This window comes from Paenibacillus sp. LT-B23 (genome assembly GCF_059417685.1).
Map to the genome: position 1 here is coordinate 163,515 of NZ_JBSQBM010000006.1, position 21,650 is coordinate 185,164.

Sequence of the window (21,650 nt, forward strand, 5' to 3'; positions counted from 1 at the left end):
ATTACCCATAAAAAGAATGCGCCCCAAACGAGGCATTCTTTTTTTATTTCCCCAGATCGGCAGGTCGGAAAGCACCCGGCAGCAGTTGATCCACCGTCCACTCTTCCGTGTTGCCATGAAGGTTGGTCAGATAGACTTTGGTATCTGGTTGAGCAAATTCGGAAATCACCTGACGACAGGCTCCGCATGGAGACACAGGCCCTTCCGTATCTGCTACAATCGCAATGGCATCAATTTTACGGCAGCCTTCGGATACCATTTTAAAAATCGCTGTCCGTTCCGCACAATTGCATAAGCCGTAGGAGGCATTTTCCACATTACATCCTCGATAAATCGTGCCATCGCTTCCGAGAACCGCAGCACCGACCTGAAAATTCGAGTACGGAATATATGCCTGTTTACGCGCCTCAAGCGCTTCCTGAATCAATTGATCCTTCATCGCGAATCCCTCCATGACTTTAAAATGAACTTAGTAGGAAGATGTAGACTGCTGGCCCTCGATGATTGTCACACCGGAACTTGCACCGATACGGCTTGCGCCCGCTTCTACTAATTTCTGTACGTCTTCCAGACTGCGTACGCCGCCGGAAGCCTTAACACCAATCTCAGGTCCTACGGTTTTGCGCATCAAAGCCACGTCTTCCGCAGTAGCTCCGCCTGTAGAGAAGCCTGTCGAAGTTTTCACGAAATTAGCTCCTGCTTTGACGGACAGCTCGCAAGCCAGTACCTTTTCTTCGTCTGTCAGCAAGCATGCTTCAATAATTACTTTTACCAGTGTACCCGCGGCTGCTTCCACGACTGCACGGATGTCCTGCTCAACGAGCTGTAAATCACGTGCCTTCAAAGCGCCTATATTAATAACCATATCAACCTCAGTCGCACCGTTAGCAACAGCATCCTTTGTTTCGAACGCTTTCGTTGCCGACGTATTGGCTCCCAGCGGGAAACCGATAACGGTGCAAATGTTCACGCCTGTTCCTGCCAGTTGCTCTGCGGAGTAAGCTACCCAGGCCGGGTTCACACATACGGAAGCAAACTGATATTTCTTCGCCTCAGCGGTCAATTTCGTAATTTCATCCTTCGTCGCGTCTGCGCGCAACAATGTATGATCGATCAATCCTGCAATGTTCATTCTTTAAACGCTCCTTCATTGGAAAGATAGTATGAGGACTTATGTCCTTTACTTCTCTGTGATAAGACCATCATAGCACGGCATTGAACATATGTAAAACACATTTTGAAATTATGTTCAAGCCTCCGCATAAGACGTTCACCTACAGTTCAAATTACCCCATAGGCGCACGCCAAAACTGTATGTTTAGTCTGATTAATGCAAAATGATCTACTGTAAAAGTGCCTGTGCCGTAAACTGATCTGTCACCAAAATATTGGCATACTTACCACGGAGCGATGCCCGGATAGCCTCTACTTTGCGCTGCCCTCCGGCTACAAGAATGGACTTCTCCTTCTTACGCAAATCAGGCAGATCAATGCCAACGGTGCGGCTGTTAATTTCCTGACTGCATATATTGCCCTCATCATCAAAAAAGCGTGAGCAAATATCGCCCTTGCCGATTTTTTGTAACAGCTTCTGCTCCTCATGGTTAAAATAGCCCAATCTGAACAGCAGCGCATCCTCCTTGACCGTACCCACCGTAAACACGGCAATGTTCGCCTGCTTGCCAAGCTCAATGATACGCTGGATATGCCGATCCTCCTCGACCATTTTCTTGACGGCTTGACTGTCAAAAATCACAGGCAACGGCAAATACCGTGCAATCGTGTGAAAGGCTTCTGCGAACAAATTCACCGTCTCCACGGCATACGTGTTGACATGTGAATGGCTTACGCCTCCTTTGAGCTGAACGACCTCGACGCCCTTCACCTGCTTTTGCTGGAGATGGAGCGCCACCGCATGCATCGTCGTTCCCCACGTCACTCCAATAATATCCGCATCTTGCACCATTTCATGCAAATAATCGGCAGCTTTTTTGCTAATATGCTTCTTGATCTCCTGATATTCATTTAACGGCGAATAGCAGACCAGAGCGGTATCCAGCCCGTATTTCTTCTTGACCTGCTCTCCGAGCGCATCCATATCCTCCATCGGATCAACAATACTGATTCTCACATAGCCCTGTTCCTTGGCAGCTTGAAGCAACCGCGATACCGTGGGACGCGATACCCCGAGTCTGACTGCAATTTCTTGCTGGCTATAGTCGTTCAGATAGTATAATCTGGCTGCCTCGATACTTAGTCGCTGCTTTTCATGATCCATTCTACCTCAACCCGCTTATCTTAAAATGTAGTGCCACCGGACACAGCCTCAATCTCCTAAAGCATCACATATTAGGAGAAATTGAGCGCCATGCCTTGACCATTTGGAAGATTTAACTGCTATTTTGTGATATTCTGTGAATAGAACCTGCCTACATAGCACCTTCAACTTTATCTTTCCATTTGTTAAAACGCAATAGTTACCCCATTTTACCGTCACTTCACAACCTGTGGTAGTCTTATCTGAAATGTAAGGAGAATTGGCCTATGTCCGAATTTATTGTGTGCAGACTGGCGAGCAAAACGTTCGCTTTAAACTTTGTAGAAGTGGAAGAAGTCATGAATGCCAAGAAAGGAACACCACTTCCTTTTTCCGAGTCATGGCATGAAGGAATGGTCACTATTCGAGGTGACGTCTTTACGATCCTGAATTTGCGCAAAAAACTGCTGCTCCCTGCTTCAAGCGAGTCCTCCGAGGACAAAATGATTTTGCTCAGCCGGGCAAAAATTGCTCTGCTTGTCGATCAGGTGGAGGATACCGCTTCCGTGGAAGACAACCAGTTGAAAAGCAATGAGGAAGAGTGGCAGCGTGAACTGTTTCCTACTGTTCTGGAGCATCAGGGTGCTCTCGTTCCGGTGATCGATATGGACGCTTTTCTCGCTTCGACCAAGACGAAATAAGCGTATTGATGTAAAATACCACCCAAAGCTTGAGCCGTCTCGCGCTCATCTTTTGGGTGGTATTTTGCGTTAAGGGGCGTGAAACCTACCTCTATCCCTCTATACGGTCCCCTGTCCGTCCTTCATGTGAACCAGCGTGTTCAACTGTTCCAGCAGCGTATTCCCGCCAGTCAGTGAAATCGTACCAATCTTCTCACAGATTTTTTCCAGAAACTCCAGTTCTTTGAGACGGTAGAGGGTGGCATTTTCGTCCATCAGCTTGGCGGTATTCAGCAAACTGCGAGTAGATGCTGTCTCTTCGCGCCGTGTGATGAGATTGGCTTGCGCTTTTTTCTCTGCCAGCAGCACCGTGTTCAAAATATCCTTGATATCCCCCGGCAAAATGATATCCTTCACCCCTGCCGACGTAAAAGTCACCCCATACTCGCCGCTTTGCTCATTCAGACGGGTCAAGACATATTCCGCAATTTCCTGCTTCATTTTCAGCAAATCATCCAGCTTCATCGTTCCGACATACTCACGCAGCACCAGTTGTAGCATAATGTACATTTGCTCCTCGAATGCCCGAAATTCCAGCGCCCGCAGCGGGTCAACAATGCGGTACTGACAGACGAAGTTCAGGCGCAGTGTGATTTTGTCCTCAGTCATAATTTCCTGCCCCATCAAATCCATCTGCTGCTGACGCAAATCTATCGTTCTGATCTCCGTGTTCACCGTCGACATCCAGAAATAATATTTACCCGGCTTCAGCTCGCCTTGCAGCACGTTATCATAATACAGGAAGCCCTGCTCATAGCTTGCCACCTGAAGCGCCTTCCAGAAGCCCTGTGTCTTGGCCAAAAAGGCTTGCCCCAGCGCCTTATCAATCGCAGGCTGCCGTGTATCCGCATGAACAAAACGATGCTCCTTGAGCACGTTCCAAAAAGCATATTTACCAGCGGGCAGCAGCTCCACGAACCGATTATCCTCATAATGCAACACATACTCATAATCCTCTACATCGACGACAGTCAATTGCTCCAGTAGAACGGAATCCGTCAAAAACAAACGAATATCGTGATCTGGTACAAAAAATGGTTCAGCAACATTCAAAATCTCAACCGTTTCCTGCTGAAATGTCTTCAATACATAAGTCCCCGGCAGCAGCAATTTGTGATAGCTTCCCTTTTTAAACAGCAGCCCGCGCTCATCCGATTTAATCGTTATTTTCTTAAACATTGTATCACTCCTAATAGTTAAAATCCTCAGCTTAAAAGTGTGCTTCTTTCTATGTGTGGCGGCTCCACGATCCATGTGATCTTCCGATCGCTGTTGCTGTGGAATTCCTAGGATTGTATAAAACATTCAAAGGTAGGAATTCCACTGCAAAGGCGAACGCTTCGCTTCTTCAGATTCAAATGGACCGCTCCGCTGTTCGCACAATATAGTCAAAACACATTTTTAAAATGAGGATTCTTCATTTTTATTCGTTGTAGCAGGGTTAGTGACCCTTGCAGAGCATCCCTTCGGGGTGGCGGGCGGGGCCAAGCTTGAGGAGAAAAGAAGTTACCGCCTGTTTCCGTGTTCCAAAGATGGAGTCCATCAGTCCACCCTCGACTGTAAACTCATATCTCCCGAAGCTTCGGAGCCTGTCGGCGCTTGCTCTCCCCGGTATCCGCTGACCGCATAGCCACCTCCCCGTCTTCTGTCATGTGAACCAGAAACGGAATACTCTCATCCGGGTCTTTCCATTGGTTTTTTTCGATTTTTTAAATACTCTACCATGAGTCGCGTGGAAGGCGATTGGGATTCGAACCCTAATTTGGTGGATACATCAGATTTACAGGATACCTCACCCGATCAGGCAGGCACTGTGGGACCATTTGAAATCCTCACCTCGGTAATATCTTTCTGTATCAGCCTTTATCATTATCACGCACACCCGCACTCACGAACATGGCGAAAGTATTACGACCCCTAAATAAAACAAAAAAGACACCTGAGAAGCACATTCGCTTCCCTCGTGTCTTTTGTCATATTGCAATATATGTAAACTTCTTCATTCCCTAAACCATTCACACCATTAGGTGTTCACCCTATGAGTTATTCATCCCATTAACCATTCACCCTAATAAACGTTAAGTATACAAAAAAAAGAATCTTCCAGGTTTTTTAGCCCTTCAGATCCTCAATCTTTAAGTCTCTAAGTCCTTTTGCCCTTCCCCCATTGCTTCACACCATTTCGGAAAAATGAGTTACTTTGTGGCGGGTAGTAGCGGAGCGGAGGGGTTGAATCTGGAGAAGCGTGAGCGTTCGCCTTTGCAGTGGGATTCTTACCTCTACATGTCTTATACAATCCGAAGAATCCCACTGCAACAGCGATCGGAAGATCAACCCCTTCGCGGAGCGCTTTCTCCCACCACAACCCCACTCATTTTTCCCGCCCAAAATACCCTTCTATTCTCCAGTCCACGCCAACCTGCGTTACGCTCAAATCTTGTAACGTCACCGCATCGCTCATGGCGGACACCCCTTCTCCCCCGAGAAAGCCCGGTGCTGCACGCCCTCCAACCAGCTTCGGCGCAATGTACAGTACGAGCTTGTCAGCCAGTCCTTGCTGCACGAACGAAGCATTCACCTCGGCTCCGCCCTCCACGAACACCGAAGATACCTCCGCTGCGCCCAAAATATCCAGCATTTGCGGCAGGTTGACCCGATCACTGTTTTCATCTTGTGTCGGATATACCTTTACACCCAACTGTTCCAGCTGATCCCGCTTGACTTCATCATAAGCACGTCCTGTAAATATCCAGGTAGGTGCCTCGCCATCTGTTATGACACGAGCATCCAAAGGAATACGTAGCGTGCTGTCCAGAATGATGCGAATCGGATTCCGGCCTTCCGGCAGACGAGTAGTAAGCTGCGGATTATCGTGAATGACTGTCTGTACACCGACCAGTATCCCTACATGCTCGTTACGAAGGCGATGCACATCTTCCCGTGCCACTTCGGACGTAATCCATTTGCTTTCCGAGGTCCGGGTGGCGATTTTGCCATCCAGCGTCACCGCTGATTTGATCGTGATAAAAGGACGCTTGCTCACGATATATTGGTTAAACACTTCATTCATGCGGACAGATTCCTGCTCACATACCCCGACGATGACCTCAATACCCGCATCCTTCAGGATTTGTACCCCTCTGCCCGAAACCAGCGGGTTCGGATCCAGCGCCGCAATAACGACCCGACGAATGCCAGCCTTCACAATCGCTTCCGCGCAAGGGCCTGTCCGTCCATGGTGGGAACACGGCTCCAGCGTCACATAAATCGTCGCTCCCTGAGCATGTTCACCCGCCATACGCAAAGCATGAATCTCGGCATGTGGCTCGCCGGGCTTCAGATGAGCGCCGATCCCTACGATGCGACCGTTGTTCACAATGACCGAACCGACGAGCGGATTCGGTTCTGTTTGTCCCTTGGCACTTTTGGCATTTTCCAGCGCCAGACGCATATATTTCTCGTGAGTGGTCATAGAACCTCCCTGAAATCGAAATCCCGCAAATGGCCGGACCGTTCCACCTTCGTATTCAAATACCGTTCATTATATTGCGACACATCGCCCCACAGCGGCATACGTCCTGCCACATTCATACCGGATTGCTTCAAAGCTTCCAGCTTTTTAGGGTTATTTGTAATTAAGGTTACCGGTTTTTGTCTCAGATGACGGAGCACACTAATCGCATCCGCATAATTGCGAGTATCATCTTCAAAGCCCAATTGGTGGTTGGCTTCAACGGTATCCATGCCTTCCTCCTGCAAAATGTAAGCCATCGCTTTGCTGAACAAGCCGATCCCGCGTCCCTCATGGTTTGCCAGATAGAACAACGCACCCGTTCCGTGCTCCACAATCATTTTCATGGACTGGTGAAGCTGAAATCCGCAATCACAACGCTTGCTGCCAAAAATGTCTCCAGTATGGCAAATGCTATGCATACGAACAAGCGCATTTTCCGACTGTTGAAGATCGCCATACACCAATACGCTCGATTGTTGTCCTTCTGCCAAATCCAGCGTGGACAAGCGTTTCACAATCGTGTCAGTGGTGGCATTCAGTAGGTCCTGACGATCTACCTCATCCCGTACAGGCAACCAGCAGTACCATTGGAAAACAACTGTTTCCCCTTCCAAATTAACTGGCAGCTTGATCGGTCCTACCAAAATTGTCGAAGATTGCTCTCCGCGAATCGTTTGAATTTTATCATTAAGTAGCGTAGCTACGTCTTTTTGGTTCATCTCTCTGCACCATCCTTTATATAAGCTTACTTCTATATGATTTGATGTTCTGCTTGTAAAAAATGTTCATGAAACGTGGATTCCATCGTAAGCTGTCGTTCCTGAAGCTCGGTGACAGCCTGCCGCCGCCCGTCTTCGAACGCCTTTAGACCCGCTGCGGTATATCCACCCTCCTGACGCAAACGAAGAAGCTCACTCGCCAGTACATCGGCATCCTTCAAGGCTGCATTCAAGCCAAAAGCTCCGGTAGGTGTCATGGTATGCGCAGCATCTCCAATAAGGACCAGTCCGTTCTGCGACCACGTATCACTGCGGCTGCTGAAAATATCCAACGGTACGAAGTCCTTCCACGAACGAATGTGATCATGCACGTTATGCTCCAGATCGGGAAATGCCTCCGCCAACAACTGAATGAATGGTTCAAATGACTGCTTAAACAAGGTAGGAAAGCTGCCTTCCTCTACATTCCAGCCAATCTGAATATAGCCCTCAGCCTGCGAAAATAAAGACAATTGCCGCCCGTTGACCAATGCCAGACGTGTGACAGGCTCCCATCCGGCAGGTGCCTTAATTTTGGCCCACAGCAGATCATAGCCGTGTCTGATATTCGTCACTGGCATTTGCGCCAGCTTGCGCATGGTCGAATAGCGACCATCTGCCCCGACAATAACAGAGCTGCGAATCGTAACCTCATCGCCGTTCTTATCGCGGGCGGTCAAGCCTGTGTAGCCATGCTCGTTGTTGCCTTCCAGTGCAGTCACCGTCGTACCCGCCAAATAACGGAAGGACTCATACGTAGCCGCCTGCTTGAGCAGAGCCTCCAAAAAACGAGGCTGTGGAATGTGAATCCCCACATTACCTTCCGCTGGCTCAATCGTCTTCACCTGCTGCTGATGCTCCCAATATTCGATTCTCGTCGAAGCGAGGACGTACTCCTCATGAATTTGTTCGAGCAGCTTATGCTTTTGGATCACTTGCAGACCCTCATCATTTAAAATTTCGCCGCGAAAAGCCTTTCCCACCACGCTCTGCCGCTCAACCAATATCGTCGAAACACCTTGCTCCGCCAACAAACAGGATAACAAGGCCCCGGCTGGTCCCCCTCCAACTACGCACACTTCACATTCCAGCTTCATCTGACTTCCTCCTACAACTAAACCATGACCTAAACAATTAGTCCGTACCTGCCAATTTAATTGCATCGTTATAATATCAAATTTTAAGCATTTTGCATAAATCCCAAGAGCGATTTCAATCAGCAATATATAGATCGAAACGGTTTAGTTCGTCTATCTATTGTACTTTTGAGCGTTGGGAATCGAATGATGCAAAATGCTGTATATACGTCCGTATCTAATCCATTAAGTTACTTTATGTAACAAAGTATATTTATATCATTCTATTTCGTCAAGTAATAAATTTATGTAAAGTAAAATCATTTACTTTTAACAGTGGATCGTTAATAATAGGAGCATGAGGTGATCACATGAACATACCGCAAATGTGCCCACGGTTTGAAAAAGCTATGGAGTTACTGAGCAAGCGTTGGACGGTGTTAATCGTATTTCAGCTAACTAACGGTCCGCAACGTTTCGTCGCTATTGAGAATTCAATTCCCAATTTAAGCGGGAAGGTCCTTTCCGATCGCTTGAAAGAGCTTGAGGAAGAAGGCATTATACTACGTATGGTCTATCCCGAAAAGCCTGTTCGGATCGAATACTCCCTTACGGATAAGGGACGCGATCTAGCTCCATTGTTTGATCATATCGGCACTTGGGCTACCCGCTGGGTTGAAGTTTTGCCAGCAATTGAGCAGTAATAACCTGCGTTAAACCAACACGAACTCAGACTGCTAACATGCCAAAGAACGCCTTTGCCCCGAGCACAATTCGTACTCATGACGCAAGGCGTTCTATTTTTCATATGACGGATTGTCCTTCATCTCTACAATCGGTAAAATTGTCATCCCCAGCTCGGTCATTGAATATTCCACCTTTGGGGGCACCTCGGGATACACTTCCCGGTGTACAATACCATCCTCCATCAATTCTCGCAGTTGATTGGTCAGCACTTTATGAGACAGCTTTGGAAACAGCCTTTGTAAGTCACTGAACCGGTGCGGCCCTTCCACCCCCAGATGCCACAAAATAACAACCTTCCACTTGCCGCTTAACACCGACAGGGTCAGTTCCTTTTCACAGTTATAGTCTCCGTTGACGATTTTCTCCCGTATTTCTTCTCTCAGCGTATCAGACATATATCGGTTAACTCCTTCTATTCCATCATGATCTTGCACCGTACTTGCTTCATAATAGTAACCTGCAGGTAACCTCCGCACTTGAAAGTGCATTCTTCACAGCCTGACGAAGCCATTCTACAATAATAGATATCGTTTCACATTCAAGGAGGAATGAAGTATGAGTAAAAAGGCTCTTTTTATTATACCCCCGGAACGCTTTAATGAAGATGAATTGTTTAAACCGAAGGAAGCGCTGGAGCAAGCAGGCGTTACTGTGACGCTGGCCAGTACCCAAACAGGCGAAATTACCGGTGACTACAATGGGAAAGCAACCGCGAATCTGGTTATTACAGACGCGGTCCCTGCTGATTATGACGTAGTCGCTGTAATCGGCGGATCAGGCACGAATGATCATCTGTGGAACAACGCGGATCTCCAAGCCCTGCTGAAACAAACGCATGAGCAAAAAATTCTGTTGTCCGGCATTTGCGCAGGCTCTGTAGCCGTGGCTCAAACCGGGCTGCTCTCCGGCAGAACGGCAGCATGCTATCCGGTGGATGTGCAAAAGGATCAGCTCCAGACACATCAAGTCGAATATGTGACTCAGCATGTGGTTGCCCATAGCGACATCATCACTGGTGATGGTCCAGACGGCGCACAGGAATTTGGCGAAGCCCTCGTCTATGCCTTGCAGTAGGTTCGAGCCGAGCCCAACATTATAGGTAATACGATCAAGCATTTTCAAGCCCTTTTTTTATTGGACTTGGAGATGCTTTCTTTCTAATACTATACCGTCTCATGGCTCCTGGGACGCCTTTAATTTCCAACGTTCCATTATAAACCAAGGCTCGGAGGCGATATTCGAAAAATCCATCTCCAATCTGTTGATCCAGATGCCCCATAGCCTCTCCAATCACCCGTGCAGACTTGATAAAATCAGGCTGTGCTTGCTGCTTGTGCAACTTATCCACCTTACTCAAAATATAGGCATCATAATAGTTTTCTTCTACATTAACGATGCTTCCATCCTTCCATATACGTAGCACCTCAGGCTTCATCGCCAGCTCACACCATTCTTCCGCCATTCGTTCTCTTTCTTCTGGTGTTAAAGAAATACCCTTGTCCTCTCGACTTAGAATAGCTTGTAGTTTGTCGGCAGGTATCTCGCCTGATCTTAAGCCTGTAGCATCCGGACGTTTAAATACGAGGCTGTAAGCATCTGCCGCATTTTTAATCCGAATATCGTTAGACATATTCCTCAGCAGGTACATGCTCAAACGAAGCCCCACTTGCTCAGGAGTATTACTCCCCGTCCAGATCGTAATATCCGCCTGCGCTGGAATAGCAGCAAACTGCTCCAGCAACAGAAAATCATCCCTTTCAGCATCCTCATCATAAATATGATCTCTGAACCATTCCCGCCGTTGCCTACGCCCCATTTCCTGCTGAAGCTGCCACAATGGGCCGATGGCATAGTTATCCCGAAAAGAAATAACCCGATGTGTATCTTCCCATCCCAGTTGTTTGAGTGCTATTTTCATACTCCCTGCAAAAGAATCGCCAATCACGATATGCACCTGCGTGTTACCCTCGTCAGGCTCCCACCAGGAGCGTCTGTTTTGAGTCTCAAGCAAGTAATCATATAACTCTGACACTTGCTCATACAAATCATCTTTAGAAGCTTTGTTCCGTTTCACAGCTTCTGTCACTTGTATGATGTCTATCAGCCATAATCTTTGTTCGCCCGCAGTCATGCTGCGAATTGCCTCCACAAATCCTTTATTCTCCATGACTTTTTCTCCTTTTACACCTGTTTTTCGTGCCGCAGTGTCCAATGGAATTGTCGAATCAGAATAGTCGTGCTATGTTAGAGGAATCGACGTTGTAGCATAGGAGGCTTATGCCGTGAATATGAAAGGCAAAATCCATTTACATCAAGTAACGTCCGAATCGTTACGACTGGGCGCTTTACTTTCATTAGTAGGGGGTTTTCTGGACACATATACGTTTGTCGGAAGAGATGGCGTGTTCGCCAATGCTCAGACAGGCAATATCGTATTACTGGCTGTCAAAGCCATTCAGGGAAACTGGGGTCAGGCGTTAGCCCATATCCCGCCCCTGATCGCCTTTTCGCTGGGTGTTTTTGTAGCTGAGGGGATTAAGAGAAAATCTACCCACCGCCTGACACCGGACTGGGCCCGTGCCATTCTACTGCTGGAAATTTTCATTTTTTTCATCGTGGGTCTGATTCCGCAGGGGGTTCCCAATACGGTGGTGACGGTGATCGTCTCATTCGTTGCTTCCGTTCAAATGACTTCCTTCCGCAAGCTCATTGATGCGCCGTACACTTCCACCGTCAGCACCGGGAACCTCAGATCTGCCACAGAGGCGGTGTATATCGCCATTACGACCAAGGACACGAATGCTGCCATTCGCGCCATGCGTTACGGTGTCATCCTGATCACCTTTCTGGTCGGGGCTTTTCTGGGAGGTTTTTTGACGTTAGCTATTGGGGATAAAGCCATCTGGGGCGCTGTCGTGGCACTCATTTTTTCTTTTATTTTATTTACGGAAAAAGAACATAAGTGGAAGCTACCCCTGAGCCACTAATCCTGCATTAGCCCTGAATAAACTGTCGCTGGGCGGTTTCAAAAAAGCTCAAAAGGTCTTCACGGGACGAGAATGCTGCCTGAGCCGATTGGTTGCCACCACCACCCTTACCCTGAAACGCGCCCAGATGCTCTTTAAAGTATGCTCCGCAGGCAACATGCTGTGTGCCGTTATGCGTCAGAATGATTTTGTTTTCTGCTGTTGTGGCTAATAATACAAGTAAATCATGTTCAGATGTCAGCTTGGCAGCCATTTGCTGTATTTCCTGAAAGGTTTTTTGTTCAAAAATATGAGCCAGAACCTGCCCCTGAACAGCAGAAAGCAGCTCTGCTGCCTGATACGAAGTATTTTCCTCTTGCAGGATGTCCACTTGTGCCTTGAGCTGCTTGTGCTCCTGCTCCCACTTTTCAAAGCGGGTCAAAATATCCTTGCGCCCGGTATTAAACCTCGCAGACAGCACGTCCAAAATCCGAAGACTTTCGTTAAAGTCCTGAAGCGCGCGAAGGCCGCATTTAAAATGGATTCTCGCCAGCCCCTTTTGCTTCTCCCATTTCAGACATTTGATCATTCCAATTTCCCCGGTTCGGCCAACATGTGTACCGCCGCAAGCATTGTATTCAATACCTTCAATCTCGACAATGCGGATATTCTCCGTTACTTTAGGCATTTTTACAAGTGGAATGTCCTTCAATTGCTCGTTCGTCACTATATAACTTTGGATGCTGCGGTTACTATAGATTTGCCGATTCACTTCCTGCTCGATGGCGGATAACTGCGCAGGTGTCAGTTCAGAACAGTTTACATCTATTGTGGCGTACTCTTGTCCCAGATGAAAGCTTTCCGTCCGCGCTCCCAGCAGCTCCCGACAAATCGCCGACAACAAATGCTGTCCACTATGCTGCTGCATATGATCAAATCTGCGCTCCCAATCCAACGTACAAGCTACCTTTTCACCCTCCGGCAAACGTTCGACCTGATGCCAAATATCGCCCTCTTCCAGAAAAACATCCACCACCGGAACGCCCTGAATCGTTCCCGTATCACATGGCTGACCCCCTCCATGCGGATAAAAAGCCGTTTCCTCCAGCATAACAAAATATCCGCCTTCTCTTTCCATGCTGCGTGTAATATGAGTCTCCCACTCCGTAAGGGTCGGAGAAGAGTAATATAGTTTTGTCGTCATTCAAAGATTCCTCACTTTGGATTTCAATTTTTAAAAAATGTCTCCATTTTTCGAATAAAGGCTTTTGCGGCTGGACCTACATATTTATCTACGCGATAAAACATTTCCAAATGTCGGGTAGGTGCATGCTTGATCGGAATCGCGCGAATCCCTAGTGACCCGAAGCTTTCAATCAATTGGCTCGGCTGAATCGTAGCTCCTATGCCTTCTTTCACCAGTTGAAACAGAGACGTTGCTGAGCCTGTTTCCATCAAAGGATGGATTAAAATCCCCTGATCTTCACACCAACGATCCACCAGATCACGCCCGACAAATCCTTTGGGAAACATCAGTAAAGGCACTTTGGCCAAATCTTCCGGTGCAAACGATGATCCGAATGAATCCCCAAGCCTACTCCAATATCCACTTTATTATCAAGCACTTCATTGTAAATATCAATCGAGGGAATGACCTGAACCTTCGTATGAGGAAACTCCTTGTGAAAGCTGATCAGTATAGGAATCAGACGATAATCCAGATCAGAGGGCAGAACCGCAACACGCAAATGACCGGTATGGAGATGGGTCAGATCAGATTGCCGATACGGTCAAACAAAGGGATTCCCACCTCATCCTCTAATACCCGTATTTGCTGGCTCAGCGTGGGTTGCGAAATCCCCAGCTTGTAGGCGGCCTCGGAAAAATGCAGCTATGCTGTTGATCCTCATAGCCACGTTCCTGCGCATGTTCGTTCATCATACGTTTTTCTTGCTCGCTGCAGGAATAAATGGGTTCATACTGGCTTTGATCATATGTATGATGATGGTGGTGCGGGCAAAAAAATAGGGAACAAATCTAAACTTCCGCTTTCCGATAAAATTTTATAAACTCCGTAAACTAAGAATCTCATTAAAATTTAGCTTGTAATTAAAATATTATTGTATTATGATTAGCCAGCTAACAAAATTTAGAATTGTAATAACTTCCAGTCGAAAGGAGAACCCTATGGATTTTGATTTACGGGATTTGCCCACTCGTGAAACACTTCAAGAATTTTCCAAACGTATTCCCGAGATTGATATCAAAGCCACAGAAGCCATGCTATTCTTTATGCGCGTATCCTCCAGTACTTTTAAAGTTAGCTTTGAGGGCTTTGAACAATTCGGTATATCTCATGGAAAATTTTCAATATTAATTCTCTTGTACCGAAACACGAATACAGGACTGATGGCAACAGAGCTTGCGGAGAAAGTGGGAATAAGCAAACCTACTGTTACCGGACTCATTGACCGCTTAGAGCGCGATGGTTTTGTCATTAGACAAAGTCACCCTTCTGACCGCCGTATGAGTATCGTCAAACTGACTGACCAAGGGACAGAATTGATGGAGTGGCTGCTGCCTGTACATTTTACAAGCACCTCCAAGCTGATGAGCCACCTATCCACCGATGAAAAAGAGTTATTGCTGACGTTACTGCAAAAAATAGAACTCGGCATTCCCCAAGCACAAGAAATATATAAAAAAGCGAAACCGAATCAATTTCATAAATGATTAAGCCAACGAAATGTATACTACATATAGACAAATTAAACCATTTTGATCTATATGTACTCTTCATTAAAGCTACTGAGGGTATTATGAAATTGATTCAACCATAATAACTCTAAAATTTACATTTTAGTTAGCCGGGTTACTTTTTAATTTTAAAATAAATAATATTTACATACCCTATTATTTATTCTATTTCCATGCCTAAGCCAATTGATTAACTTAAAGGAGCGTAATTACTCAATGAATCGCACACAAGTCACCAGTCTCATTATTCCTCTAATTTCTATTGCCTGTCTGATCGGCGGAGGTTTTCTCAGTCAAACCAACGGACAAGACCAAGTCAATGCTTCACGATCTGTTAAAGGTACAACCCTGAATTCGGACAGCATTCATGTATCCTTTGAACAAGTAGGCGGAAAAGTCCTTAGCATTCCAGTAAAAGAGGAAACTCCTGTAAAAAAAGGTACTATCCTTATGACGCTGGACGCCAAAGATGTTGATTTGCAAATTGAACAACTGCGAACGCAAATTGCCCAGTTCAATACACAGATTAGCCAACAGCAAAAATCAATTGACTTAGGTTATGCACGAGCTGTAACTCAAGAAAAGCAGGCACAGCTTGATATTGCGCAATCTCAAGTAACTCAAAGTAAGAGTCACGCGGCATTGCAACGGGCGGAAGCGGCTGAGCGTCAAGCCACAGCAGCGGAAAAGCATGTCAATGATGGTGCTCGACATGAGGATATTCAGCAACAGCGAATTGCAGTAGCCTCCGCAACCAAAAGCGTTCAGACGGCCCAAACTAACTATAATCGTAACAAAGCACTATATGATGCAGGCAGTGTATCCAAAGCTGCATTGGATGATGCCGAGTCATCATTGACTTTAGCTAAAAATCAGTTGAGTCAGCAACAAGAGTCTCTGCAAAAGCTGCTCAATGGCGCAACCACAGAAGAACGAATGCAAGCCAAAGAGCAAACAACACAAGCATCTGTTGCTGTAAAACAAGCAGCGGAAGAAATTCGTGGTGCCCAATTGTCCGTGGATCGTTCCAAAACACAACTGGAAACCATTCAGCAAAGTCGTCAACAGCTAGCCGATCAGAAGCTGGCCGTTGATCTTCTACAGCAACAAAAGGAAACCCAGGAAGTTCAGCTTAAAACGCTATTACTCAAAAAAGAACGTCTGGTGTTGAAAGCACCGCAGGATGGCAAGATCACTGCTATCAGTACCAAAGTGGGCGAAAATGTGGGACAAGGGGTTCCCGTTATTACTTTAGAAACCAACGAGTTATATTACGATCTCTACGTGAACGAGGATCAAGTGGGGAAATTTAAAGCCAATAAAGAAGTTAAAACCCACATCTCGGCTCTAAATAAGGATTTGCAAGGTGTTGTACGCTATGTTACATCTGCACCACAATTCGCCAATGTAAAAATGTCTCGTGAAAAAGGTGAGGCGGATACCGCCACATTCCAAGTACGTGTATATGTACCAAAAGATTCTACTTTGCTACCGGGTATGACAGTTGAGGTGAATACTGATGAAATCTCTTCGTGATGAATGGACGTACCTGGTTCATTCCAAGTATCCGATCATAGCTATCATTTTCCCGCTGATTGCAGTGCTGGGATATTCACTGCTACTCCCAAGCAGCCAAATTAACGAAGCTAACGTAGTCGTGGTGGATCAGGATAACACAGCCTATAGCCGTGAGTTCATCCAGAAAATAGATACCTCCCCTAATATGAACGTGGCTGAGGTTGTTTCATACACTGACAACCCTGAACAATATTTTTATCACGAGAAATTTTTGGCTGTTATTTCTCTGCCGAAGGGTTTGGAGGCCAATCACAATCGCTCCCTTTCCAGTCGTGTGGGGCTGATTCTGGATAATACCAATGCGCAATCTATTACTTTGATTCGCACGGCCATGCAGGAAATTAGCGTATCCGAGAATATGGAACTGTCCGTTCCAGCTATCATGAAAACCGGAATGAACGCGGAACAGGCCCAGGGAGCCCTTAATGGTATTGCTCTGGAAGTACGTTCTCTCTTTAATCCAACCAATGATTATCAGAATACATCAGTGCTTGCATTTACCTGTATGTTCTCTTTTATGATGCTTAATATTAACAGCTTGCCTCTGATCGCCAGACTAAGGGTTTCCCGAAGGCTGGCTGCAGAACTTCAGAATCCGTTCAATATATTGCTGCGTATTCTTCCTTACACGCTGTTTTCGACGGCAGGTTTAATCTTCTCTCTCGGAGTACTTAAAATGTTTGGGGGCAGCCGTTTCGAGGCCAATCCGGTTCTCTTTATCATTCCGGTTGTTCTGTACGTATTCGGTACGGTTTGTCTCAATATTCTGGTAGCATGGGGAGCCGCACATCCGGGAGTAGCCATCGGCAGAATGGTTATTGTACTCATGCCTGCTTTTGTTCTCTCGGGAGCTGTTCTCTCAAGATCGTTATTTCCGCCTTTAGCAATCCAAATCGGTGATTTCTTCCCATTTGCATGGCTGTACAAATTTGTGCGCTCGATGGGACTGCGTGGTGCGCCTTTACAAGAAATGCTTCCCGAGCTTGGATCACTGTTACTATATGTCGGTGTACTCTCCATGCTGGTTATAGCCAGAGCACTGTGGGAAAAGCAAAAGCTGGCCAAAAATGCTACAGGCGATGCTCCTGGAATGGGGGTAGCTCATTCCGTTGGTCCAACTAGCACGCCTGGCGGGATATCTGTACAAGGAGGACCGCCAGCGCCTATACACGAGCCAATAAAAGGATAGCTATCCCCAGTTCATACTTAAAATAAAAAGCACCTTTGAAATCACTATAAAAGTGGTTTTTCAGGTGCTTTGGGATAGCTACCTCAGGTTTACTTATATGCCAGACCTAATTGATAAGCGTGCTCCAGCAAACCTTCAATGTATTCTTTCGATTCGGACAAGGTATCGTAGAAGAACTCAACCCTGGACTCTCTTACTCTCGCGTAGACAGCAATCACTTTGTTCAAATAATTAGTAACTATATCGTGGTATTCATACTTGATCAAGTGTTCTTTCGTTCCTCCCGCCAAGCACAGCCACAAGACCTGTTTTGTCTTGAACTCCTCAAGTAAACCTATGTTCCACACTTTATCCAGGTACCCTTTTAGCATGGAAGGAACACTGTACCACCATAGAGGAAATACAAAGACCAGAGCATCCGCAGCAGCAATTCTGTCCATCTCTCTCCGTGTTTCAGGAGCATATTGTTTATGAGGCGTATTCCAATCCAGCTCATCTGCCGCGCTATATACCGGATTAAACCCATCCCGATACAAGTCCAAAATATCTACCTCGTGCTTATTCTCCTTCAATCCCTCTACAAAACGATTCATAGCTGCAAGGGTAAGTGAATCTTCTCTAGGATGCGTAACGACCAATAGAACTTTCATGTTATCCGTAACCTTCTTTCTCCTCGTGATTGGTGTACCCTGTCTACAGATGCTATTATGGTTGATATATATGAAAGTGTGAAGTACGCACTTCAATGTACCGTAGGTACTTTAAGGTTCCTTAGTGCTTTTTTGCACTACAGATCCGAGAGGAGAAAAGCAAATGAAAGATAATACCAAAACATATATGCTAGGGACTGAAGCAACCTTTGAGGTCATCGGCGGGAAATGGAAAGCCATTATCCTGTATCATTTAACCAGCGGCAGAAAACGTACATATGAGCTCCGTCAGCTCATTCCAAAAATCACCCAAAAAGTGCTCACACAGCAGCTTAGAGAGCTGGAAAAGGACGAAATCATCCACCGCATTATCTATAACCAGGTCCCACCCAAAGTAGAGTATGAGCTTAGTGAATACGGATGGGATTTTAAAGATCTGCTCGATCGTTTTTGCTTATGGGGAGAAGAACACTTAGACAGGGTTTATGGTGATAAAACAACGGTGCTGGAGGAATATTCTATGGAAGAGCCTTGTGTGGAAAAAAGTAGCAATATCGTAAAAAGCCCCGATGAAGTAACTCATCATCGAGGCTAAACGTGCATGCTGCTCCCATTTACTTTTGAGGCTTCAATTTGAAGCCTAGCGTGATAATTTCATGCGGCTTTACAGCCTGATGTAACTCATCAGAAGAATCCATTACGATGCCTTCTCCCTGTTCTTCGAGGATATTACTTTTATAAAAATCGTACTGCTGCGGCTCGGGCTTGATAGTTAATTTGGCTATACTATGACTCATATTGTACCAGCGTAATAGCACGTCCCCCGACAGCTCATTCATTTTCATTGAGGAGAAGGAAAGCTCTGCGCTTTTCCAATCAAACGGCGCATAATCTGGAGCAACTGTACCCGCATGAATCCCCGTTTGTTTTACAATCCAAGGAATTTGGTATTGATAGGCTTCTGTATATGCGCCGGACTGAATACCGTCGCCATCATGTGGAATGATCTCCAGACGGGCGATATGCTCACCTGGGCATTGCGCTTCTGGCGTCGGGAACCATCCCCAATCACCCAGCTCGCCAACTGAGCGAAGCAGCGTTACTGCAATCGTGTTACGTCCATCACGCAGCATTTCATATTCATTCAACCCGAGATTGGCTACGGTCAGACCGGCTTGTTCCCCGCTTACATCCACAAACGCCTGCTGATGCTGTGTGTTGCTTGGGTTTTCCCACTCAGGTGCGGGTTCATTATCCCGGATTGCAATTTCAAACATGGAGTCCACCCGATGCTCAGCAGAGTCTATATCTGTCGGAAACAGAGCGCGAAGTCGGTGATCCTTGGCCTGGTTGTTGAAGATGGTTTCCATGGAAACACCCCTGCTGTTCCGAGATAAAGAAATGACGGTCCGTATCGTCAGCGGAACGGTCTGTCGGGGGCGCTGAGCCTGACGGTGCGGATAATAAACCAGCTCTCGCTGCTCCTGCTCCAGCGTTTCATCCGCAGAGGCCGGTATTTCCCAATGTTGGATAATCTCCACGGATGCCTGATAAGGTGTATCTTCAAGCACGCGAATGTCAGCAATCAAATCTTCGGTGGTCAGCGCCTGCTCTCCCTCGGGCTGCCTGAACATATACTCGTTGCCGATATCACCAACATTTTCATATACGCCAAGGTCTTTGTAGCTGCGGCCTGTACGCTTATCCGTCAGGATAAAAGAGCCGTTATCCGCAATTTCGACGTGAAGCAGATCATTTTCCATACTTCGACTGCCATGAAAAAGTGAAGAGGTGTCAGTCTCGACATTGCTTCTCAGCCAAGCATAGGTTTTTAAGCCTAGCAGGGGCACACGTTCAACCTCAAAGGTAAGGCGAACCCGACGAGACATGTAAGGCTGGCGGAATCGGTCATCCGGCAGATCATAACCGAACTGTAGCCCGAGATCCTCCATCTTGCATGCCACCGGACGCCCTTCACCGTCCACCAGTACGCGCCCGGAAAGATCCATTTTCTTCGCTCGATGGGCGGCCTCCTCAAGCGTGTATCCTTCACGGAAGTACAGACGCACCACTTCCAGTTCTGCCGACACCATCCCACTGCGTTCCCAGCCTGACGTATTAAAAATCACGAGTGGCAACGCATCTTCTCCCAAGCAACTGAAGCCCGTCGTATCCACTGCTTGCGCAATGACCTCTATGCTTTCATCCACAATGCTCTCGGCTACATGACGGCTCTTATCAAACCGGGTCACCATCTCACGGTGCACCTCGTCCACACTACAGCCGCAAATACTGTCATGCGGATGGTTCTGCATCAGTGTTTTCCAGGCATAGGTGAACAAATGGTGAGGATAAGCCTGCCCCAACAGATGCGCGCAGGTCGCAAGCGGCTCAGCCACTTTTTCCAGCATCACTTGTCCCAACTGGTTCATCTGTTTCAAATACACCCGGGCAGAAGCCGTATTCACCAGCGTTCCCCAGCCGTCCGTGCGCTGACTGCGAAACTCTCCCTTCACAGACGAGAGTTGCCTTTGGGAAGCCTGTTTCAGAGAGGTCAGATAATCGTTGAAACTGGAATGAACAAACTCGATATCCGGATAAAGCTTCTGTGCCGTACGGATCGCTTCCGGTAAATCAAGCTGTAAAGGCTGATGATCGCATCCGTTCATGAACAGCAGCTCGCCAGTTGAAGCATATTTTTGCGCATCATCCAGTTTACGCTTCCAATAAACCTTGGCTTCCGCCTCATCTACCGGGACCTCATTGCCGTTGGAATACCAGTTGGCGAATAAAATACCGAGTACCTCCGATCCGTCTGGCCCCGTCCATAACAGTTCCGAAAAGGAGGACTCGTAGCCTCTATCCGACACTGTATTGTTAAACCCTGTCGGCTTTACGCCCCTTCCGAAGAAAACATTCGTAATCCCCGACTGTAGCATTAACTGCGGAGTCTGCCCAACCAGACCAAACGTATCGGGGAAGTATCCGATCTTGGACGGATTGCCGTAACGTTCGGCATCGCGGTGTCCGATCTGCATATTCCGTACATTGGCTTCGCCACTGGTCAGAAAAGCATCCTGCAAGATGTACCAGGGTCCGATAAAAATACGACCATTGCGAATATGCTGCTCCAGCCGTTCCTTATGCTCGGGGCGAACCTGTAGATAATCCTCCAGAATGATCGTCTGCCCGTCCAGGTAAAAACTTCTATAATCCGGGTCCTGCTCCAGTTTGTCCAACAGAGAATCCATCAGGCTAATCAGGCGCATATGGTGCTTCTCATAAGGCAAATACCACTCTCGATCCCAGTGGGTATGAGAAATAATATGTGCTGTCGTCTTGCTGTCTGTGTATGTGCCCGCTTCCCTGCTTCCGGCTTGATTGTTGATTGGTTCATCCCTGTGCTCGCTCATCGTAT

Annotated in this window: 21 protein-coding genes and 1 pseudogene; 8 read left to right on the forward strand and 14 right to left on the reverse strand. The window is 46.9% G+C overall.

Annotated elements, in window-relative coordinates:
• Window positions 1-43: 43 nt before the first annotated feature.
• From ACWXW9_RS10100 to deoR, 3 genes are all read right to left on the reverse strand, one after another.
• Complete coding sequence (locus ACWXW9_RS10100; RefSeq protein ID WP_044644559.1) at window positions 44-439, reverse strand: cytidine deaminase; 396 nt, start codon at window positions 437-439, stop codon at window positions 44-46.
• Between the two features lie 30 nt (window positions 440-469).
• Window positions 470-1,132 carry a deoxyribose-phosphate aldolase gene (gene deoC, locus ACWXW9_RS10105; RefSeq protein ID WP_494929293.1) on the reverse strand — a complete coding sequence of 221 codons (663 nt, stop codon included), beginning with the start codon at window positions 1,130-1,132 and terminating at the stop codon, window positions 470-472.
• 210 nt (window positions 1,133-1,342) lie between these two features.
• Window positions 1,343-2,278: a DNA-binding transcriptional repressor DeoR gene (gene deoR / locus ACWXW9_RS10110; protein WP_494929294.1), complete on the reverse strand. Its 936-nt coding sequence runs from the start codon at window positions 2,276-2,278 to the stop codon at window positions 1,343-1,345.
• 266 nt (window positions 2,279-2,544) lie between these two features.
• Between deoR and ACWXW9_RS10115 the strand changes: the two genes are divergently transcribed.
• The gene (locus ACWXW9_RS10115; RefSeq protein WP_494929295.1) at window positions 2,545-2,958 is read left to right on the forward strand and encodes a chemotaxis protein CheW; all 414 of its coding nucleotides are present in this window, start codon (window positions 2,545-2,547) and stop codon (window positions 2,956-2,958) included.
• Between the two features lie 99 nt (window positions 2,959-3,057).
• On the opposite strand, the gene ACWXW9_RS10120 is transcribed toward ACWXW9_RS10115, so the two are convergent.
• From ACWXW9_RS10120 to ACWXW9_RS10135, 4 genes are all read right to left on the reverse strand, one after another.
• Window positions 3,058-4,176: a slipin family protein gene (locus tag ACWXW9_RS10120; protein WP_494929296.1), complete on the reverse strand. Its 1,119-nt coding sequence runs from the start codon at window positions 4,174-4,176 to the stop codon at window positions 3,058-3,060.
• A gap of 1,192 nt (window positions 4,177-5,368) precedes the next feature.
• Window positions 5,369-6,469: a bifunctional diaminohydroxyphosphoribosylaminopyrimidine deaminase/5-amino-6-(5-phosphoribosylamino)uracil reductase RibD gene (gene ribD / locus ACWXW9_RS10125; protein ID WP_494929297.1), complete on the reverse strand. Its 1,101-nt coding sequence runs from the start codon at window positions 6,467-6,469 to the stop codon at window positions 5,369-5,371.
• The gene (locus tag ACWXW9_RS10130) at window positions 6,466-7,230 is read right to left on the reverse strand and encodes a GTP cyclohydrolase II (protein ID WP_494929298.1); all 765 of its coding nucleotides are present in this window, start codon (window positions 7,228-7,230) and stop codon (window positions 6,466-6,468) included. Before ACWXW9_RS10130 ends, ribD begins: the two co-directional genes overlap by 4 nt.
• A 32-nt stretch (window positions 7,231-7,262) precedes the next feature.
• Window positions 7,263-8,366: an FAD-dependent monooxygenase gene (locus tag ACWXW9_RS10135; protein WP_494929299.1), complete on the reverse strand. Its 1,104-nt coding sequence runs from the start codon at window positions 8,364-8,366 to the stop codon at window positions 7,263-7,265.
• 350 nt (window positions 8,367-8,716) lie between these two features.
• Here ACWXW9_RS10135 and ACWXW9_RS10140 point away from each other — a divergent pair, with 350 nt between their 5' ends.
• Entirely contained in the window at window positions 8,717-9,049 is a 333-nt protein-coding gene (locus ACWXW9_RS10140; protein WP_044644569.1) for a winged helix-turn-helix transcriptional regulator, read from the forward strand.
• A gap of 93 nt (window positions 9,050-9,142) precedes the next feature.
• Here the strand turns inward: ACWXW9_RS10140 and ACWXW9_RS10145 are convergent, their stop codons facing one another.
• On the reverse strand, window positions 9,143-9,487 hold the full coding sequence (locus ACWXW9_RS10145) for a winged helix-turn-helix transcriptional regulator (protein WP_494929300.1): 345 nt from the start codon (window positions 9,485-9,487) through the stop codon (window positions 9,143-9,145).
• A 160-nt stretch (window positions 9,488-9,647) separates the two neighbouring features.
• On the opposite strand from ACWXW9_RS10145, the gene ACWXW9_RS10150 reads away from it, so the two are divergent.
• On the forward strand, window positions 9,648-10,166 hold the full coding sequence (locus ACWXW9_RS10150; RefSeq protein WP_494929301.1) for a DJ-1/PfpI family protein: 519 nt from the start codon (window positions 9,648-9,650) through the stop codon (window positions 10,164-10,166).
• Window positions 10,167-10,200: 34 nt separating this feature from the next.
• Here ACWXW9_RS10150 and ACWXW9_RS10155 read toward each other — a convergent pair whose 3' ends face one another.
• The gene (locus ACWXW9_RS10155) at window positions 10,201-11,259 is read right to left on the reverse strand and encodes a DUF1835 domain-containing protein (RefSeq protein ID WP_494929302.1); all 1,059 of its coding nucleotides are present in this window, start codon (window positions 11,257-11,259) and stop codon (window positions 10,201-10,203) included.
• Between the two features lie 115 nt (window positions 11,260-11,374).
• Here ACWXW9_RS10155 and ACWXW9_RS10160 point away from each other — a divergent pair, with 115 nt between their 5' ends.
• The gene (locus ACWXW9_RS10160) at window positions 11,375-12,079 is read left to right on the forward strand and encodes a YoaK family protein (protein WP_404581192.1); all 705 of its coding nucleotides are present in this window, start codon (window positions 11,375-11,377) and stop codon (window positions 12,077-12,079) included.
• Between the two features lie 7 nt (window positions 12,080-12,086).
• Here the strand turns inward: ACWXW9_RS10160 and ACWXW9_RS10165 are convergent, their stop codons facing one another.
• The 3 genes and pseudogenes from ACWXW9_RS10165 to ACWXW9_RS10175 all read right to left on the reverse strand — a co-directional run bounded on the left by ACWXW9_RS10165 (window position 12,087) and on the right by ACWXW9_RS10175 (window position 13,949).
• Window positions 12,087-13,262 (reverse strand): alanyl-tRNA editing protein, encoded by a 1,176-nt coding sequence (locus tag ACWXW9_RS10165; RefSeq protein ID WP_494929303.1) that lies wholly within the window; start codon window positions 13,260-13,262, stop codon window positions 12,087-12,089.
• 23 nt (window positions 13,263-13,285) lie between these two features.
• Window positions 13,286-13,806: pseudogene (locus ACWXW9_RS10170) on the reverse strand (LysR family transcriptional regulator substrate-binding protein).
• A 20-nt stretch (window positions 13,807-13,826) separates the two neighbouring features.
• The gene (locus ACWXW9_RS10175) at window positions 13,827-13,949 is read right to left on the reverse strand and encodes a helix-turn-helix domain-containing protein (RefSeq protein WP_494929358.1); all 123 of its coding nucleotides are present in this window, start codon (window positions 13,947-13,949) and stop codon (window positions 13,827-13,829) included.
• 296 nt (window positions 13,950-14,245) lie between these two features.
• On the opposite strand from ACWXW9_RS10175, the gene ACWXW9_RS10180 reads away from it, so the two are divergent.
• The 3 genes from ACWXW9_RS10180 (at window position 14,246) to ACWXW9_RS10190 (ending at window position 17,582) form a co-directional block, all read left to right on the forward strand.
• On the forward strand, window positions 14,246-14,791 hold the full coding sequence (locus tag ACWXW9_RS10180) for a MarR family winged helix-turn-helix transcriptional regulator (RefSeq protein ID WP_494929304.1): 546 nt from the start codon (window positions 14,246-14,248) through the stop codon (window positions 14,789-14,791).
• Between the two features lie 240 nt (window positions 14,792-15,031).
• Window positions 15,032-16,351: an HlyD family secretion protein gene (locus tag ACWXW9_RS10185; RefSeq protein WP_494929305.1), complete on the forward strand. Its 1,320-nt coding sequence runs from the start codon at window positions 15,032-15,034 to the stop codon at window positions 16,349-16,351.
• Window positions 16,335-17,582 (forward strand): ABC transporter permease, encoded by a 1,248-nt coding sequence (locus tag ACWXW9_RS10190; protein WP_494929306.1) that lies wholly within the window; start codon window positions 16,335-16,337, stop codon window positions 17,580-17,582. Before ACWXW9_RS10185 ends, ACWXW9_RS10190 begins: the two co-directional genes overlap by 17 nt.
• A gap of 89 nt (window positions 17,583-17,671) precedes the next feature.
• Here ACWXW9_RS10190 and ACWXW9_RS10195 read toward each other — a convergent pair whose 3' ends face one another.
• On the reverse strand, window positions 17,672-18,232 hold the full coding sequence (locus tag ACWXW9_RS10195) for an NAD(P)H oxidoreductase (RefSeq protein WP_430043860.1): 561 nt from the start codon (window positions 18,230-18,232) through the stop codon (window positions 17,672-17,674).
• A 163-nt stretch (window positions 18,233-18,395) separates the two neighbouring features.
• On the opposite strand from ACWXW9_RS10195, the gene ACWXW9_RS10200 reads away from it, so the two are divergent.
• On the forward strand, window positions 18,396-18,827 hold the full coding sequence (locus tag ACWXW9_RS10200) for a winged helix-turn-helix transcriptional regulator (protein ID WP_494929307.1): 432 nt from the start codon (window positions 18,396-18,398) through the stop codon (window positions 18,825-18,827).
• Between the two features lie 19 nt (window positions 18,828-18,846).
• Here the strand turns inward: ACWXW9_RS10200 and ACWXW9_RS10205 are convergent, their stop codons facing one another.
• Entirely contained in the window at window positions 18,847-21,645 is a 2,799-nt protein-coding gene (locus tag ACWXW9_RS10205) for an alpha-mannosidase (RefSeq protein ID WP_494929308.1), read from the reverse strand.
• Window positions 21,646-21,650 lie beyond the last annotated feature (5 nt).